17 protein-coding genes and 1 pseudogene are annotated in these 16641 nt (G+C 39.9%); 2 read left to right on the top strand and 16 right to left on the bottom strand.

Translation table 11 applies throughout. The features are described 5' to 3' along the window. The 15 genes from hisC to lpxB all read right to left on the bottom strand — a co-directional run bounded on the left by hisC (position 1) and on the right by lpxB (position 14658). Positions 1-1098, bottom strand: coding sequence for a histidinol-phosphate transaminase (gene hisC, locus FZ945_RS00090; RefSeq protein ID WP_148801637.1), 1098 nt, complete (start codon positions 1096-1098; stop codon positions 1-3). Then, positions 1098-2177, bottom strand: coding sequence for a prephenate dehydratase (pheA, locus tag FZ945_RS00085; RefSeq protein ID WP_148801636.1), 1080 nt, complete (start codon positions 2175-2177; stop codon positions 1098-1100). The genes hisC and pheA overlap by 1 nt, the downstream gene beginning before the upstream one ends. Continuing rightward, positions 2161-3384: a diaminopimelate decarboxylase gene (gene lysA, locus FZ945_RS00080; protein WP_148801633.1), complete on the bottom strand. Its 1224-nt coding sequence runs from the start codon at positions 3382-3384 to the stop codon at positions 2161-2163. Before lysA ends, pheA begins: the two co-directional genes overlap by 17 nt. Before the next feature lie 55 nt (positions 3385-3439). Further along, a complete protein-coding gene (locus tag FZ945_RS00075) occupies positions 3440-4504 on the bottom strand; it encodes an LptF/LptG family permease (protein WP_148801631.1) in 1065 nt (354 codons plus the stop codon). Further along, entirely contained in the window at positions 4501-5049 is a 549-nt protein-coding gene (gene pth / locus FZ945_RS00070) for an aminoacyl-tRNA hydrolase (RefSeq protein WP_103581994.1), read from the bottom strand. The genes FZ945_RS00075 and pth overlap by 4 nt, the downstream gene beginning before the upstream one ends. An 11-nt stretch (positions 5050-5060) precedes the next feature. Continuing rightward, complete coding sequence (locus FZ945_RS00065) at positions 5061-5597, bottom strand: 50S ribosomal protein L25/general stress protein Ctc (RefSeq protein WP_002939542.1); 537 nt, start codon at positions 5595-5597, stop codon at positions 5061-5063. A 67-nt stretch (positions 5598-5664) separates the two neighbouring features. Then, positions 5665-6825, bottom strand: a complete 1161-nt coding sequence (locus tag FZ945_RS00060) for a type IV pilus twitching motility protein PilT (RefSeq protein ID WP_148801629.1) — start codon at positions 6823-6825, stop codon at positions 5665-5667. After that, the gene (locus FZ945_RS00055) at positions 6825-7817 is read right to left on the bottom strand and encodes a transaldolase (RefSeq protein WP_148801627.1); all 993 of its coding nucleotides are present in this window, start codon (positions 7815-7817) and stop codon (positions 6825-6827) included. Before FZ945_RS00055 ends, FZ945_RS00060 begins: the two co-directional genes overlap by 1 nt. Positions 7818-7821: 4 nt before the next feature. Continuing rightward, complete coding sequence (gene serB / locus FZ945_RS00050) at positions 7822-8448, bottom strand: phosphoserine phosphatase SerB (RefSeq protein WP_148801625.1); 627 nt, start codon at positions 8446-8448, stop codon at positions 7822-7824. 8 nt (positions 8449-8456) lie between these two features. Continuing rightward, positions 8457-8954: a chemotaxis protein CheW gene (locus FZ945_RS00045; protein WP_021087872.1), complete on the bottom strand. Its 498-nt coding sequence runs from the start codon at positions 8952-8954 to the stop codon at positions 8457-8459. Between the two features lie 10 nt (positions 8955-8964). Continuing rightward, entirely contained in the window at positions 8965-11319 is a 2355-nt protein-coding gene (locus FZ945_RS00040; RefSeq protein ID WP_148801623.1) for a hybrid sensor histidine kinase/response regulator, read from the bottom strand. 8 nt (positions 11320-11327) lie between these two features. Next, positions 11328-12281 (bottom strand): chemotaxis protein, encoded by a 954-nt coding sequence (locus FZ945_RS00035; RefSeq protein WP_148801622.1) that lies wholly within the window; start codon positions 12279-12281, stop codon positions 11328-11330. Next, entirely contained in the window at positions 12281-13072 is a 792-nt protein-coding gene (locus FZ945_RS00030; protein ID WP_148801620.1) for a UDP-2,3-diacylglucosamine diphosphatase, read from the bottom strand. The genes FZ945_RS00035 and FZ945_RS00030 overlap by 1 nt, the downstream gene beginning before the upstream one ends. Before the next feature lie 62 nt (positions 13073-13134). Then, the gene (gene greA, locus FZ945_RS00025) at positions 13135-13620 is read right to left on the bottom strand and encodes a transcription elongation factor GreA (RefSeq protein ID WP_012001423.1); all 486 of its coding nucleotides are present in this window, start codon (positions 13618-13620) and stop codon (positions 13135-13137) included. A gap of 3 nt (positions 13621-13623) precedes the next feature. Further along, positions 13624-14658, bottom strand: a complete 1035-nt coding sequence (gene lpxB / locus FZ945_RS00020; protein ID WP_148801618.1) for a lipid-A-disaccharide synthase — start codon at positions 14656-14658, stop codon at positions 13624-13626. A gap of 102 nt (positions 14659-14760) precedes the next feature. On the opposite strand from lpxB, the gene surE reads away from it, so the two are divergent. Both surE and FZ945_RS00010 read left to right on the top strand, forming a co-directional pair. After that, positions 14761-15537 carry a 5'/3'-nucleotidase SurE gene (surE, locus tag FZ945_RS00015; protein ID WP_148801616.1) on the top strand — a complete coding sequence of 259 codons (777 nt, stop codon included), beginning with the start codon at positions 14761-14763 and terminating at the stop codon, positions 15535-15537. After that, positions 15527-16174 carry a tRNA threonylcarbamoyladenosine dehydratase gene (locus tag FZ945_RS00010; RefSeq protein ID WP_148801614.1) on the top strand — a complete coding sequence of 216 codons (648 nt, stop codon included), beginning with the start codon at positions 15527-15529 and terminating at the stop codon, positions 16172-16174. Before surE ends, FZ945_RS00010 begins: the two co-directional genes overlap by 11 nt. Before the next feature lie 245 nt (positions 16175-16419). On the opposite strand, the pseudogene FZ945_RS00005 reads toward FZ945_RS00010, so the two are convergent. After that, positions 16420-16641, bottom strand: a pseudogene (locus tag FZ945_RS00005) (methyl-accepting chemotaxis protein); the annotation flags it as partial.

Here is a 16641-nt window from a genome sequence, read left to right as displayed (position 1 = left end):
CTACTTTAAAATTTGCTTTAACTCTTCAAAAACTCTATCGTTTTGCCATGCCTGACCGATGGTGATTCTCACCGCATTTAAGGCATAGCTTTTTAAATCTCGTAAAATTATACCTTTTTTTAGCATCTTTTCGCATATCTGGCTTGATTTTGGCTCGTTAAATTTAAATGTGATGAAATTTGTATAGCTTGGGATAAACTCAATGCCATTTTTCCTTGCAAATTCCTCATATCTCTTCATCTGCTCGAAGTTGTTTTGCATAGTTTTTTGCACAAATTCATCATCACCAAGTGCTACGATCGCCGCTCTTAGGCTTGGAGTTGTGATGTTAAATGGAGCTCTTAGCTTTGAAAGAGCGCCTATGATCTCTTCATTTGCCACGCCGTATCCAACGCGCATGCCACCAAGTGCGTAGGCCTTTGAAAAAGTGCCAAGATAGATGGCATTTTTAAATTTCACCACCTCGCTTGGCTTTATCTCTTTTTTGCTATCTTTAAATTTAGCAAATTCGTTGTAGGCACAATCAAGCACCACAAGCGTGTTTTCACCAATGTTTTTTATAAATTTATAGACCTCATCAGCATCGATGCACTCGCCTAATGGGTTATTTGGCAGGCAAAGAAAAATGACTGAAATTTCATCTTTGTGCGCATTATAAATTTCTAAAAACTCACTCAAATTATGCTCTACGCTCTTTGTGCGGTAAATTTTAGCTCCAGTTTGTTTTGCATAAATTTCATACATCGCAAATGTCACGCCAGCCATCAAAACGCCACTTTGCTTGTTTGCCTTTGCATGAAGCGCATACTCTATGATCTGGTCGCTTCCAGAACCGATGATTAGATTTTTGCTAGTTACGCCAAATTTCTTAGCCAGCCCCTCTTTTAGCTCAAAGTAGCTATCGTCTGGATAGAGATGTGCATTTTTAGCGACCTCTTTTAGCGCCTCTTCTACGCGTTTGCTCGTGCCAAAAGGGTTTTCATTACTCGCTAGTTTTATCACATCTTTTGCATCGATGCCAAACTCTCTAACCACAAGCTCGATTGGCTTTCCAGCCTCGTAATTTACTAGATCATCTAAAAAGTCATTAAATTTCATTACTCATCTCCGTTTAAATAGCTTCCAAGCCACGTTATCTCAGCGCCGCTTTCTTTTGCGAGTTCAAAGGCGTTTTGCACCTTCTCATCGTCGATGTGCCCTTCAAAGTCAAGATAAAAAATTGACTTAAATTCGCGCTGTTTGATAGGACGTGACTCAAGTTTTGTGATATTGATATTCTCATTTTTAAAGATAGAAAGCAGATCAGCAAGGCGTCCTGGACTGTGATCAGTTTTAGCTAGGATCGAAGTTTTCGAGTTTTCAACCTTGGCGTTTTTAAAATCACTTAAGATCAAAAATCTCGTTCTATTTGCCATATTATCTTCAATAGTCTCATAGACGATTGGCACGTTGTAAATTTTAGCTGCGATTTTTGAGCAAATGGCGGCTGATTCTCTATCCATAGATGCCATATATGCAGCTGCTGCGGTTGATTTGGCTGGGACAAATTCGACCTCATTTAGCAAGTGATCTTCTAAAAATTTACGGCACTGGTTGTAGCCTTGCGGATGCGAGTAAATTCGCTTTATCTCTTTTAAATTTTCATTTATGCTAACAAAGCTGTGGTGGATATCTACGTAGAGCTCTGCCACTATCTTTATATCATCAAATTTACTCAAACAATCAAGCGTAGCTCCAACAGCGCCTTCGGTGTTGTTTTCGATAGGTACGACACCATATTTTGCCTCTTTTTGAGCTAGCTTCGTAAAAACTGCCTCGATCGTAGCAAGTGGCAGATAGGCACTCATCGCGCCAAATCTACTCTGCGCTACTTGATGCGTATAGGTGCCCTCAGGTCCTAGATAGACGATCTTTTGAGGCATCTCTAAATTTCTACTAACAGCAAAAATTTCAAGATAAATAGCCTCGATCGCAGCCTTATTTAAGGCTTTATCTTTGCTAAGGCTTGTTAGGCGGTTTATGATAGCTCGCTCGCGCTCAGGGCGATATATAGGCGTCCCGCTCGTTTGCTTTAGCTTGCCGATCTGCTCGACAAGCTTCATCCTCTCATTTAATTTATTTAAAATGAGATCATCGATACTATCGATCTCTTTTCTAAGCTCATTTAGCTCTTGCATCAGCGCTCTCCAAAAATTCTATCTCAGGTGCCACAACGTCCTCGAAACTCTCGCGTCTTCTTATCAGCCTATCTTTCCCATCAAGCACGCAAACTTCAGCGGCTCTGTTTCTTGTATTGTAGTTTGAGCTCATGCTAAAACCATAAGCCCCAGCTCCCTTAACCACGATGACATCGCCACTTTCGCACTCTGGCAGCTTGATATCTTTTGCTAAAAAGTCACCGCTTTCACAAACTGGACCAACCACGTCGCAAGTGCCTAAATTTTCATCCTTGCCGTAGGCGAAAATTTTGTGATGCGCGCCATAAAGGCTTGGTCTTATGAGATCATTCATCGCGCCATCAGTGATGACAAATCTTTTCTTGCCGTTAAATTTCTCATATAAAACGCTTGCGACAAAGTAGCCAGCATTGCCCACGATGAAGCGTCCTGGCTCGCAAACGATAGTCACATCTTGACCCTTTAGCGCGCCTAAAATTCCTTGTGCGTAGTCATATAAATTTATCTCTTTTTCGTCGTTATAGATGATACCAAGTCCGCCGCCAACATCAAAGAATTTGATGTCGATCTCGAGCGCCTTTAGCTCTCTTAAAAGCTCGCTAACGATGTTTGCAGCGTCTATGATCGGACTTAGAGAAGTTAGCTGCGAGCCGATGTGAAAGTGTATGCCAGTTGGCTCAAGAAAGTCTGAGTTTTTGGCATGGATATACATTTTTTTAGCAGTCACGGCATCAACGCCAAATTTGTTTTCATTTAGCCCTGTTGAGATGTATGGGTGCGTTTTTGCATCGACACCTGGATTTACCCTGATGCTAATCCTTGCCTTTAAATTTAGCCCCTTTGCAATGTTTTCAAGCCTTAAAAGCTCGGCAAAACTCTCGACATTTATCAGCAAAATTTCATTTTCTAAAGCCTCTTTTAGCTCTTCATCACTCTTGCCAACGCCGCTAAAGATGATCTGATATCTCTTAGCTCCTGCTAGTAGCGCCCTTTTGACCTCACCGATGCTAACGCAGTCAAAGCCAGCCCCAAGCTCAGCCAGAAATTTTAAAACGCTTAAATTTGAGTTTGCTTTTACAGCGTAGCAAACCAGAGATTTTCTAGCATGAAATGCGTTTTTTAGCGCCTCGTAGCGCTCTTTTATGTGGTTAAAATCATAGATGTAAAGTGGGGTTTTATATTTGCTTGCAAGCTCTTTAAAATTCATAAAATAGCCTTTGTTAAAATGGCTTGATTTTACAGAAAAGTTGCCAAAATTTGGCTTAACGATGCGATTTTATGAGATAAATGGCGTATGCAAAAAGTAAAATAACTGGAAGCACCATGCCGATCTCTGGCAAGATGACTGAGGTTTGAGCAAATTTGGTTAAGATAAAGAGAAGTCCCCAAACTACGAGAGTTATCACAACAAAGATAAATGTTGAGAGTGCTAGGTTAAAAAACCTACCAGTTACTGGCAAATGATAGTAGAAAATAAGCAGCAAAAATGGCGCAAAAAATGGGGTGATAGCAAGGTTATAAAATGCTGTTCTTGCGCTGTCTAGCCCTATGCCTTCGTTTTTAAATGTCTTTATAAAATTTATCGCGTCAGGTATGTTAAACCTCGAGTTTTCAACACTTGCCGCGCTCTCTATACTCTTTGGCTTAAAGCCTTTTAGTGCGTCCATATTGGCACTCTCTTTTTTAACAAATCCAGCCTCACCAAGCTCTAAAATTTGCGGTAGGCTAGTTTGATTAACATCCTCTAAAACCCACTCGTTATCTTTAAATTTAGCGTGATCTGCAAAGGTTGTCGAGATCAAATTTGTGCCATTTATCTCAAAGATCCTTACGTCATTTGCCCTTTGTTTGGCCGAACTTAGCTCTTTTATGTAGATAAATTTGCCTTCAAATTTTAAAAATGAGTCGTTTGTGCTTTTTGAAAAAGCGGTGTTTTTTGCGATGCTTTTTTGATAGTCATGCGCATAAGCAAATGGCGTAAAATTTAGCCCGACATAAAAAATAGTCACAAAAAAAGCGATAAGAAATGGCGGCAAAATGAGCTTGTTTTTGCTGATACCAAGAGCATAAAAGCTGATTAGTTCGTTTGAGCGAACCATATTTACATGCAAAATTATTAGTGCAAAAATGAGCGAAAGTGGCAAAACGTAGCTAATGGCACTTAGCGCAGTAAGGCCAACGTAGAGCAACTGAAGGTTCGCAGATGGCGGCAGATCTTTTAAATTTGTAAGCAGATCAATGCCAACATAAAATAGCTCAAGCGCTAAAAATACGATAAGAAAAGATTTTATATAGACCCAGCCAACGTATCTGGCGTATAGTTTCATTTGATAAGACCTTTTTTTACCGTAAATTTTTGTGAAATTTCGTTTATGTCGCTCTTTAGTAGCTCGCAAACCGCATTTTTTGTATAGGCTAAAATTTCATCTAAAGCCTTTTTCTCCTCGTCACTAAACTCTCCAAGGACAAAATTTTTAGCATCGCCATCATGTCCGATACCAACGCGCACTCTTTCGTAGTCGTTGCCTATTAGATTATCGATCGATTTTATGCCGTTGTGCCCGCCGCTACTGCCGCCTTTTTTAAATTTAACCGCACCAAAACTAAGATCAAGATCGTCGTGGATGACGATGATCCTATCTGGCTTATAAAAGTCTTTTACCGCCTTAACACTTTGGCCTGAGAGGTTCATAAAAGTTGTTGGTTTTAGCAAGATAATGTCGTTAAATTTAAAAACTTCGCCTTGAAATTTAGCTGAGCTAACATCTTTGAAATTTGAGTCTTTTAGGAGGTCTATAAGCATAAAGCCTATGTTGTGTCTAGTGTTTTCGTATTTGGGGCCAGGATTGCCCAGCCCCGCTATTAGTGTCACAAAAGCCCTTTTTATTTAGCTTTAATAACTCCAAGTACCGCAACACGGTCAGCGTCGATGATAGTAACGCCTTTAGGAGCTGTGATATCACGAACCAAAATCGTATCATCAATGTCAAGTTTGCTTACATCAACATCAAATGAATTTGGTAAATTTTCAGCCGTGCATTTTACGCAAAGACGTCTTTTTGACTGGATCAAAACGCCCTTATTTTTAAGACCAATAGGTGTTCCAACTGGCTTAACCGGGATCATATATTTTGATAAAACGCCAGGAAGTGCTACTTTTAGATCCACGTGTTTAAGATCGCTTGTAACAACATCTCTTTGGTAATCAACAATAACGACATTATAAACTTTTCCGCCTACTTTTACATCAAAAGCAAGGCTCTCTTTTTTGCGCGCTTCTTTAATAAAGTCATTTACTTTAAAAGCAGCTGCAACATTCTCTAATCCCTTGCCATAAATGTTGGCGATTAGATAACCATCTCTTCTCAAAGCCTTCGCAGACTTCTTACCGATACTCTCTCTAACGATTCCTTCTAACATCGTTTTCCTTTCGTAAAAAATAAGTGGTGATTTTATCCAAAGCTTTATAAATTTCACATAAAGCTTATTAAATTTCTTTAAGTGCGATCACTTCAGGTTGATCTTGTTTGCTTTGAGGTTTGCCAAAATTTACACCATTTTCAAAACTAAAACCTGCTACATTTGAGCTTTTTATCTTAAGCTGTAAATCACCCCTGTTGCTAGCATTATCAAGCGCTACTTCGGCACTAATTATCTTATTTTCATAAAGCTCAAGCAGGTGCTGATCAAAAGTTTGCATGCCGTAAGTATTTTTTGACTCAGCTATGGCAAGATCGATCTCATCAAATTTCTCTTCAGATATGAGCTCTTTTATGCGGGTATTTTTTCTCATGATCTCGACTGCTGGGCGTCTTGTGCCAAAAAGCGTCTTAACTAGCCTTTGTGAGATGACGCAAGCAAGAACCGAAGAGAACATAAGGCTGACCTTATCTCGCTCGCCTTGAGGGAAGCTATTTACTATTCTATTTACGCTCTCTTTTGCATCAAGTGTGTGAAGTGTCGAAAGCACCAAGTGACCAGTCTCAGCAGCTCTAATAGCAGTCTCAATCGTCTCAAGATCTCTCATCTCACCCACCAAAATGATGTCAGGATCTTCTCTTAGCGAAGCTCTTAGCGCATCTGAGAAATTTAGCGCATCTGTCCCAATAGAGCGCTGATTTATTATGCTTTTATCGTCGTTAAATACGTATTCGATCGGATCTTCAATAGTCACGATGTGCGATCTTTTTGTCTGGTTTATGAAATTTATCATACTTGCAAGCGTTGTCGTCTTGCCACTTCCAGTTGGGCCAGTCACTAGGATGATGCCACGAGTGGTCTCAGTGCAAATTTTTTCTATCACGCTTGGTAAATTTAGATCTTTTATGGTTGGGATTTTCGTTGGAGTGACACGAAATACAGCAGAAATTCCATTTATCTGCAAAAACATATTTACACGAAAGCAGTACTCATCATTTAGTTTATAAGAAAAATCTATATCTTTTTTATCCATAAACTCATCAAATTTAGCCCCCAAAAGCTCATTTGCTATAGCTACCGCATCACTTGGGTCTAAATTTTCTTCGCTAAGTGGCATGATCTCACCATTAAATCTGCCATAAACAAGACTTGCAGACTTTAGGTGAAGGTCGCTGCCACCTTTATCGACTAAAGAGCACAGATATGAGTCTAGGTCTTGTTTGGTCATTAAAGTGATTTCATAATGTCGTCAAATGCCGCAACAAACTGCTTCAAGCCGTCATTTAAAAGCTCTTTATAAGTAGCATTTATATCGATATCATTATTTTTTATGATGTGGAAAAAGCTTGAGATATTTTCTTTACTAGGGGCATTTTTTGCCTCAGCTTTTTCTTTTATAAATTCTTTTATCGTCTCTATCGGAGCTGTGTTTATAGAGTTTTTATACATTAGCTCCCTAACGTAATAATCCCCTCTTAAGCCACCGCCTTTCACGCCTGTGCTTGCAAAAAGTGTCCTTACGTTTTCTAAGCCAAAATCCTCAATGATATGATAGATATTTGCAGCGTTCATTATGCCGATCTGTCCTGTTGGCAAGCTCTTTGCAGACATTGTCTCATCAAGCTTTCTATCAAATCTACTAACAAAAACGCTGATAACGCCTTTTGGCATAGTAGTATCCACAAAGCGGCTTGCGTATGCCTTACTGCCCTCTTTAAAAGCCTCTAGGCAATTTTTAGCCTGATCTGGCGAGAAAATGAGTGTCGCATTTACGCTGATGCCTCTTGCCATGAGCGCACTCATCGCCTCATAACCCTCTTTTGTAGCTGGAATTTTTATCATGACATTTGGCATTGAGATGAGGCTATGAAGCCTGATGCCCTCTTCTATCGTAGCAGCTGTTTCGCCACTTAAATTTGGATCAACCTCGATGCTAACAAAGCCATCATCGCCATTTGCGTAGTTTTTTAGCATTTTACATGCGGCGATCTTTATATCTTGGGTCGCTAAAATTTCATAGAGGTCTTTTGGGTGACGCTTGTTGCTATTTTGTATGATCTGTTTGTAAGCAGGTGATGCAAAAGCTGTTTTAAAGATAGCTGGGTTACTTGTAGCTCCGTTTATAACGCCACTTTCTAGCAAAGAGTTGAATTCGTTTTGTAAAAAATCTCTCTCTATAAAGTCACACCAAAGAGAAAATCTAGCTTCGTTGTCATACATTTTTTCACCTTATATAATTTAAAATTTCACGCAGATCTTTGGCATCCACGCAATGCGTCGCCTCTTTTTTTAAAATTTCTTTCGCACAAAAGGCAATTTTTAGATCACATTTTCTAAACATCGAAATATCATTAGCGCCGTCACCAACACACATGATCTCACTTTTATCTAAATTTAATAGCCCCTTTAAGCGATCTATCATCTCACCTTTTGAGCTACCAAACATCATCTCTCCGCCAACTTCACCTGTTAAAATTCCATCTTTATGGTGCAAAATATTTGCAAAATTTGCGTCAAATTTAAGTTTTTCTTGCATCTTATCAGTTGCGATGTGAAAACCACCACTAAAAACCACAACCTTTATACCTTTTTGCTTTAGAGCGTCTATAAGCTCGCTAGCTCCTGGCATGATAGGTAAATTTTTACAAATTTCATCTGCCTTTGAGAGTGGCATTCCTTTTAAAAATTTTACTCTTGCTGTAAGACTTTCAAAAAAATCAAGTTCGCCGTTCATCGAACGCTTCGTTATGCTAGCCACCTCATCACTGGCGTTATTAGCGGCGGCGAGGATATCAATCGTCTCGCCGTCCATTATCGTAGAGTCAAAGTCAAAAACACAAAGTTTTATCAAGCTATGCTCTAAAAATCACGCTTTAAAAGGCTTTCGACCTTTAAAATCGTAAGGATATTTTGATCGCGTTTGCCAATACCATAGATCATGCCTTTGTCTTTTACCAAAGTCTCTGGCGGCGGATCAATCCTGTTACGGTCTATTCTGATAGCCTCCGTCAAGCGGTCTATCACGAAGCCTGCGATGTTATCCTCATCTTTCATGACGATATATCTTGTATTTGAGCTTTGCTTTGTAACATTTAATGAAAAACGTTTTCGCAAATCAATAAGAGGGATAACGTTTCCACGCAAGTTAAATACGCCAAGAACATAGTCAGGCACACTAGGAACACGGGTGTATTCGATAGGCTTGATTATCTCTTGGATATTTAAAATAGGTATCGCATACTCTTCCTCGCCAACAACGAAGCCTACAAGTTGGACTATATCTTCGTTGTTTTTTATCTCAGGCTCGTCAATTTGCTGTTTTTGTTTGCTTAAAACTTGGTTTAGTTTATCATTCATCGCCTAACCCCTAACCTAATTTAATATTTTTTCTAACAACGTTTTCAAGGTACTCTGACGAATATGGTTTTGTGATATATTCAGTCATACCTACCTCTACTCCGCGCAATCTATCAGTTTTAGACGTTCTTGATGTTACTGCTATTAGCGGTAAAGTGCGATACTTAGAGTATTTGCGAATTTCACCAGCTAGAGTATATCCGTCCATCCTTGGCATCTCAATATCAATGAGCACCGCATCAAAGGCATGCTCGCCTGATTTAATTATATTGAGTGCTTCTACTCCATTAGTTGCTTCTATTATTGTGACGCCGATTGGCTCAAGCGATTTTTGCATGATGGTTCTATCCATCTTAGAGTCATCAACGATTAGAACCTTATAATCGCTTGGTTTCTCTTTTGCTTTAGCACTATCTTCCATTTCGGCTCTAATATTTACCTTAATATCCTTTGCCATCTCCATCATAGCACCAACGTCTATAATAAGAGTTACGCGGCCATCGCCTCTTATAGTAGCTCCAGCGATGCCTGGGATATTTTGTAGATAATCACCCATTGACTTAATAACGATCTCTTCTTGACCAACTAAAGTATCTACGATAATACCTAGTTTTGCCTCAGCAACGCCGATGATAACGACGTAAGTTTGATCTCCGCCGTCAAAGACTTTATTGACACCAAAGACGTCTGAAAGTCTAACAAGAGATAAGACCTCATCTCTTAGTCTTAAAACGTTTTTGCCATCAATCGTGTAAATATCATCGATCGGCACGCGAACAGTCTCAAGAACACTCGCAAGTGGTATCGCATAAAATTCCTCTTGTGTTCCGACAAGAAGTGACTGAATGATCGCAAGTGTGAGTGGAATTTTAAGCTTCATAACTGTGCCTTTTCCAACTTCACTCTCGATATCAATGATACCATTTAGTTTTTCGATATTTGTCTTAACAACGTCCATACCAACGCCACGACCAGATACGTTTGTAACCTTCGCTGCAGTTGAAAATCCTGGCTTAAATATAAGACCAAATGCCTCTTTCTCACTCATCGCATCAGCTTCACGCTCAGTGATGATGCCTTTTTCTATCGACTTAGCTTTAAGCATATCAGCATCTAAGCCCTTACCATCATCAACTATCTCAACAACGATATGGTTGCCTTCGTTGTAAGCTTTTAGCTGAACAAGACCTTTTTCAGGTTTGCCCATTGCCTTTCTTGTCTCAGGATCTTCGATACCATGATCGCATGAGTTTCTGATGATGTGAACTAGCGGATCGCCGATCTCTTCAACGATTGATTTATCAAGCTCAGTCTCTTCACCTGAAATTTCAAGGTCGATCTGCTTACCAAGCTCACGGCTTAAATCACGTATCATACGTGGGAATTTATTAAAGACTTTTGCTATTGGAAGCATCCTTGTCTTCATAACAGCTAGCTGGATATCAGTCGTAACTAGGCTTAGGCTTGATACTACTTGATTTAGCTCTTCAAGGAATTTCTCGCCCTCATATCTCTCTTCTACGTCATCATAAATTTTTAGTAGGCGGTTTTTGCCAAGGACAAGCTCGCCGATTAAATTCATCAAGTGATCAAGTCTTTTTACTTCAACACGTATCGTTTGCTCTTGTGCTACTGCACTGCTGCTACTAGCTGCTGGCACCTTTTTATCTGCATCTCTTTCTCTACTAGGAGCTGGCTTAGGTGCTGGTGCTGGTGCAGCGCTTGCGGCTGGAGCTATCTCTTCAGGAGATTTTGGAGCTATGCCTTTTGAAGCACGTCTTGCTTGATCTTCTGCTTTTCTAACTTTTAAGAGTCTCTCTATCTCAGCTTCAACCTCAGAGTCACTTAGCTTTGAAAGCTCAGCATCACTTACTTCAGGAGCTGCTTCTTCAGCTGGTGCGGCTGGCTCTGGCTCTTTTACTGGCTCAGGAGCTGGTGCTGCTGCTGGAGCTTCTGGGGCTGCGCTTGGGGCTTCACCTTCAGAAATTTGAGTAAGGCTAGCGCATATATTTTTAATATCAATGCCAGCGGCTGCGTCACTACCGTTATCTCTAATGCTCTCAAGTAGTCCTTTCATCATATCAACTGACTCAAGAACAACATCCATGATATCTGGAGTGATCTTTAGCTCGCCTTTTCTAGCTTTGTTTAAAACATCCTCCATATGGTGAGTAAGCTCTGTTAAAACGTCAAAATTTAAAAAGCTTGAGCTACCTTTTACTGTGTGAGCAACACGGAAAATTCTATTTAAAAGCTCCAAATCTTCAGGATTTGCCTCTAGTTCAACAAGGTCATGGTCTATCTGCTCAATAAGTTCGAAAGCCTCTATTAAAAAGTCTTCCATTATTTCTTTCATATCATCCATACTTCACCTCACTTCGCAGATTTAGAATGTGCTTCAATCACTTTTAGCACCTCTTGATAAAATACACCAGCATCAAATTTTGTAAGATACGCAGCACCACCGGCTTCTTTACTCTTAACCTCACTAAATTCATTGCTTAATGAAGAGTTAAACACAACTGGAACATCTTTAAATCTCTCATCATTTTTAATAGTTGAAGCAAAGCGGTATCCATCCATTTGTGGCATTTCGATATCACTTAAGATAACTCTAAGCTCTTTTGCTAAGTTATCTCCATATCTTTGATAAAGCTCTTCCATTCTCTCTAAGCCCTCAACACCGTTTTTAGCTTCAACTATACTAAGACCCATCTTTTCAAGTGCATCTTTTACTAGCTTTCTAGCAGTTGAGCTATCATCTAGAACCAAAGCAGCACCTTTGATCTTTTGATCGTCTGTTACGTCAAATTCGATCTTTGGTGAGTAAATTCCTAGCTCTTCAACGATGCTTTCAAGATCAAGGATAAGAAGTACTTCGTCGTTTTCTATTCTTGTTACGCCTGTGATCTTACCTTTATCTAGAGTTCCAGCTCCAGCAGCAAAATTTGCAGGCTCTATGTCTTTCCAGTTTATACGTCTGATCCTCTTGGCCTCATGGACGATAAAACCGATTAATATACCGCTAAATTCAGCGATAATAACACGTGGCTTTATGACTACACCCTCAGTTGGCTCGATGATATTCATCCATCTTGCCAAATTTATAACAGGGATAACCACACCTCTTAAATCAAAAATTCCCTCGATATACTCAGGAACGCCAGGAAGCTCGGTAAGATTTGGCATCTTAATGATCTCCCGCACCTTTGCGACATTGACTCCGTATATTCCTTCATATACTTTGTTTTCGGCCTTTTTAAAGATACGAAAATCAACAAGTTCCATCTCGTTTGAGCCCGTTTTTAGTACGTTGTCTCCAAACATCAATGTCCTTTCAAACTCATTTTGAGCAAATTCAACTTTTGCTGGGCGTATTCTACAACAAAATAACTTTGCTCACATGCAAAACAAGGTAAATTTATATAAAATCTATCGTAAATATCAAATAGCTCACCTTGATGATAGTGTCCCTCTATCACTATACTTGCGTCAAAGCCCTGCAAATGCTTGCTCATTAGCTCCTTGAAGTTTGAAATTTTATAGTGCAGATTTTTCTTAGTAAGTTTGGCTAGTATCGCTTTTGAAATTTTAAAATCCAAAATTTTATCAAGCGCGTTCATAAATTTCAAAAACCATCTAAGCCTTAAAAATCTAAGCGCATACTTATCTATAAAAGGTAAAAATATATCTCCGTGCGCGATCTGGACGTGCTCACCGCCTATAGTTCTAAATTTCACTGGCTGAGCGCAAATGTCATAAACCTTTACCCCTTCAAAGCTTAGCCTCTCGCCTTTGTCCCAAAAATCTCTTGTTTTATTAAATAAATTTGAAAGTCTAAAGTCGTGATTGCCCTCAAAATAAAAGATCTCTATCTTTTCTGAAATTTTATTTATCAGTCTCAAATGCTCGGCATAGAAATTTATAGTGTATTCGCCCTCGCCTGTCAAAAAGTCAAACATATCGCCTAGCAAGAAAATTTGCGGCGGCTCTTTGATCTCTCCGCTATCAACGGCGCGTAGAAAATTTAAAAATCCATCTCGGTTTACATTTTCATGCGCATCAGCCAAAAAGATCGCGCCTTCTTTTATAACGGGGGCATATAGATATTCGCTCAAATTTTGCCTTAATTAAAAATTAACAGAGCCAAAAAGCAGTTTTAGCTCTTTGCCTCATCTTTTTAGTCAAATTTTATAGGCTTGTAGCAAATTTTCACGATCTCAACGTCGCTTCTGCCTTTTGGTAAATTTAGCGCTACCTCATCGCCCTCAGCCTTGCCTAAAAGCTGCTTTGCAAGAGGTGAGTTTATCGAGATATAACCCTTGTCTAGGTCACTTTCGCTCACACCAACTATCGTGTAAGTATGCTCTACCTCAGTCTCTTCGTCCATTATCGTCACACTAGAGCCAAACCTCACCCTATCGTGCTCATAGCTACTTGGATCGATCACTTCAGCATTTGCAAGAAGCGCGCTTAGCTCTGCTATCCTAGCATCTATGAAAGCTTGCTTCTCTTTTGCAGCGTGATACTCAGCGTTTTCTTTTAGATCACCGTGGCTTCTTGCGATGTCGATCTCAGTTACGATTTGAGGACGTTGCACCAGCCTTAAATCTTTTAGCTCAGCTTCTATCTTCTCGTATCCGTGCATTGTCATTGGTTCACTCATTTTTTACTCCATATTTTTTAAAATTTTTACTACATTTTTACTGCTACCATGCCCTAAATAAGCCCTTAGCTCATCGCAGCCTTTTAAGAATTTCTGCCTATCACAGCTCTCATAGGCTCTTAGCAAATTTTCAGCCGTTGCAAACTCTTGGATAAACTCCTCATGAAGCGGCTCTTTGCCCATGAAGTCAAACATTATATTTGCTAGACCTGTGTGCTTGATCTTTACAAATTTTCTAGCGATGAAAACATCTATCGCTTTTGCCTTGTATGCTAGCACAAATGGCGTACCAATGAGCGCTGCCTCAAGCGTAGCAGTGCCAGAGCAAACAAAGGCAAAGTCGCTCTCATACAAGGCTTCAGGCGTGTTTGAGACGACCTCAAAATCACTTGTATCGCCATAAATTTCACCAACTTTATCAAGCAAAAATGGCGGCACGACAAGTAGCCTTTTTGCTTCTATCTTTTTCGCAAGCTCTCTATAAACTGGCATAAGCCTTGAAATCTCTGACCTTCTTGATCCTGGCAGAAAAGCCACTTTGCCACTGCTACTTAGGCTGGTTTTTTTAAGTTTTATCTCATCCATCAAAGGATGGCCCACATAGGTCGAGCGGCTATAAAATTTCGCATCAAATGGCAGGATCGAAGCTAAGTTGTCACAATACCTCTCCACAACGCTTACCCTTTTTGGCTTCCACGCCCAAACTTGAGGCAAGATGTAGTATGTCACGGCTGCTTTTGCACCAGCTTCTTTTATCGCCTTTGCAAGCGGCAGGTTAAAGGCTGGACTATCTATTAGCAGCACCGCATCAGCCTCTTTTGCCATCTGGCTCATCACTTTCATCGCCTTTTTTGCCTTAAAAATGAGTGGCAAAACCTCGACAAAGCCCATCGCTGAAAACTCGCTACTTTTCATATATGGCGTGCCAAGCTCTTCGCTAAAAATTCCCATTAGCTCAAATTCGCCCTCGAAATTTTTCAAAATTTCTTTTAAATGCAAATTTGCCGATGGCTCAAGAGCGGAGACTAAAATTTTCATTTACACACTTTCATCAGGTCTTTTTTTGGGGGCATTATACGCAAAAATTCTTTAAAATTTTAAGAAAGCTGTGATAAAATCCAACCCTTTAAAGGATAAAATTTGAAAGAAATTTTGATAACAAATGACGATGGATTTGAGGCGACTGGCTTGCTTGCCTTAAAAGAAGCTTTAAGCGAGCTAGATGGCGTAAATGTCACGATCGTAGCTCCAAGCTCTGAAAAATCAGCCTGCGCTCACTCTTTGACGCTTACAAGACCTCTTAGGTTTATAAAACTTGATGATGGCTTTTTTAAACTTGACGACGCAACACCCAGCGACTGCGTCTATCTCGCACTTCACGCACTTTATAACAAAAAACCAGATCTTGTAATAAGCGGCATAAATCACGGGGCAAATTTGGGCGAGGACATCACCTACTCTGGCACATGTGGAGCGGCGATGGAGGGCGTTTTACAGGGCATTAAAAGCATCGCTTTTTCGCAGTTTTATGAAAATAACTCACTAAATGAACTTGGCTTTGAGCTAGCAAAAGAAGTCGTTAAATTTATCGTGCCAAAGGTGCTAAATGATGAAATTTCGCTAAATCAAAGAGAATTTCTAAACGTAAATATCCCAGCAGTAACAAGCAAAAATTTCAAAGGCTACACCGCCGTGCCAGCTGGCAGACGCACCTACGCCACGCATGCCACGCTTAATCGCAACCCAAGAGGCATCGAGTACTACTGGCTTGGAAACGCAGCACTTGACTACGAGGGCGGCGAGCCAAGCGACATCAGCAAGGTAAATGAGGGTTTTGCCACGATAACGCCCATAAAACTAAATATGACTTCATACGAGAGCTTGGATAGCTTAAAAGGGAAATTTGATGCAAAATGATAGATTTACAAGGATAAAATGGCTCTTTGGCGAGGATGGTTTTAGCAAGCTTCAAAGCGCAAAAGTGCTAGTTTGCGGAGCCGGAGGCGTTGGTGGGATGTGCGTAGATGCGCTTGCTAGAAGCGGGGTCGGAAGCATCACTCTAATCGATAAAGACATCTTTGACGTGACAAATCAAAATCGCCAAATTTACAGTGAAAACGTAGGCGGCGTAAAGGTGGAGGAGTTTGCCAAAATTTATCCTTGCATCACGCCTATGCAGACGCTGATCACGCCTGAGTTTGTCGCTGGATTTGACTTTAGTAAATTTAACGTGGTGGTCGATGCGATCGATGATATCACCGCCAAGATCGCCCTTGCAAATGCAGTAGATCCTAGCAAATTTATAGCCTCGATGGGTGGTGCAAAAAGGGTTGATCCTACAAAAATAAAGGTGGCTAGCGTTTGGAAAACATCGGTCGATCCACTAGCTAGAAAATATAGATATGAGCTAAAAAGATCGGGCTTTAGTGGTAAATTTGACGTGGTCTTTTCAACAGAAGAGCCACTTTGCAAGCCACTTGGAAGCTTCATGGGCGTGACTGCCTGCTTTGGGCTAAATTTAGCCTCATTAGCTGTTAAAAAGATAGTTGGGTAGTAGGTCCAAATTTATAATAAATTTTGAAATTAGAACTAGCTATCGCGGTTTTAAATTTAGTAATCCGCTAAGGCGAGTGAGTGAAATTTTAAAATTTGTAAAGATGAGCAGAAAAATAAAAGATTAAAGATTAAATTTAAAGTTCAAAATTTAAAAGATTAAATCCCAACCCAGCTTAAACCAGGTTGGAGTTTATTAAATTCAGTAGTTTGCATTAAACAAATTTAAGTTTGTTTATTAAGAAGTTAAAACCTCTTCTTCCTAACATCTTCAACTATAGCTTTAGCCATCTCATCTACTTCTGATGTTACTTCGTTTGCTTGGTTTGCAATTACTACATTCTCTTTTGTTAGATTATCTATTTGAGCAACTGATTGATTTATCATATTTATACCTTCACTTTGCTCTTTGATTGATTCACTCATCTCATTTATTGATTGAGCTAGGACATTTGTATTTGCTTCTAT

Origin of the sequence: Campylobacter concisus (assembly GCF_902460535.1) — a bacterium.
GTDB classification, from domain to species: Bacteria; Campylobacterota; Campylobacteria; order Campylobacterales; family Campylobacteraceae; genus Campylobacter_A; species Campylobacter_A concisus_AS.
Note: the sequence above shows the minus strand (reverse complement) of the source record. Positions and strands in the feature narration are given on the sequence as shown.